Source organism: Paraclostridium bifermentans, assembly GCF_964259345.1.
Taxonomy (GTDB): Bacteria; Bacillota; Clostridia; order Peptostreptococcales; family Peptostreptococcaceae; genus Paraclostridium; species Paraclostridium bifermentans_B.
This window is the reverse complement of record NZ_CAXVJR010000024.1, coordinates 1-1,021: the sequence shown is the minus strand read 5'-3', so window position 1 is coordinate 1,021 and position 1,021 is coordinate 1. Positions and strand designations below refer to the sequence as shown.

Below are 1,021 nucleotides of genomic sequence, written 5' to 3'. Positions count from 1 at the left end.
CAATGCCCCCTAGGATATTCAGTGCTCTACCTCCGTATTTCTCACCTTGAGGCTAGCCCTAAAGCTATTTCGGGGAGAACCAGCTATCTCCGAGCTCGATTGGAATTTCACCGCTACCCACAAGTCATCCCCGAGCTTTTCAACGCTCGTGGGTTCGGACCTCCACGAAATTTTACTTTCGCTTCATCCTGCTCATGGGTAGGTCGCTCGGTTTCGGGTCTACGACAGCAAACTTAACGCCCATTTAAGACTCGCTTTCACTACGGCTCCATACCTTAAGTACTTAACCTAGCTTACTATCGTAACTCGTTGGCCCGTTCTACAAAAAGTACGCGGTCACACATAAAAAGTGCTCCCACAGTTTGTAAGCACAGGGTTTCAGGTTCTATTTCACTCCCCTCCCGGGGTTCTTTTCACCTTTCCCTCACGGTACTATGCGCTATCGGTCACTAAGTAGTATTTAGCCTTGGAGGATGGTCCCTCCTGCTTCCCACAGGGTTTCACGTGTCCCGTGGTACTCTGGATCACATCTAAAGTCTTCTCGTTTTGACTACGTGGCTATTACACTTTATAGCGGAGCTTTCCAACTCTCTTCGTCTACGATACCTCTTCGTTGATGATGTGTCCGCAACCCCAGCGAAGAAAACTTCACTGGTTTGGGCTATTCCGCGTTCGCTCGCCGCTACTTACGGAATCGAATTTCTTTCTTTTCCTCCGGGTACTTAGATGTTTCAGTTCCCCGGGTTCCCCTCGCTAAGCTATGTATTCACTTAACGATACTTAGACATTACTCTAAGTGAGTTTCCTCATTCGGAAATCTTCGGATCAAAGTTTACGTGCAACTCCCCGAAGCTTATCGCAGCTTATCGCGTCCTTCATCGGCTCTTAGTGCCAAGGCATCCGCCCTGCGCCCTTAATAACTTGACCAGTTATTAAAAGTGTTATTTTTTAAAGAGTTGTCTTCTCTTATAATTGGTTTATTTAATCATCACTAAATGTTATGCAGTTTTCAAAGTACTAA

The 1,021-nt window shown here is 46.3% G+C and carries 1 rRNA gene; it reads right to left on the bottom strand.

The window, feature by feature from the left end:
• Positions 1 to 927, bottom strand: a 23S ribosomal RNA gene (locus ACEXNK_RS17490); the annotation flags it as partial.
• Positions 928 to 1,021 lie beyond the last annotated feature (94 nt).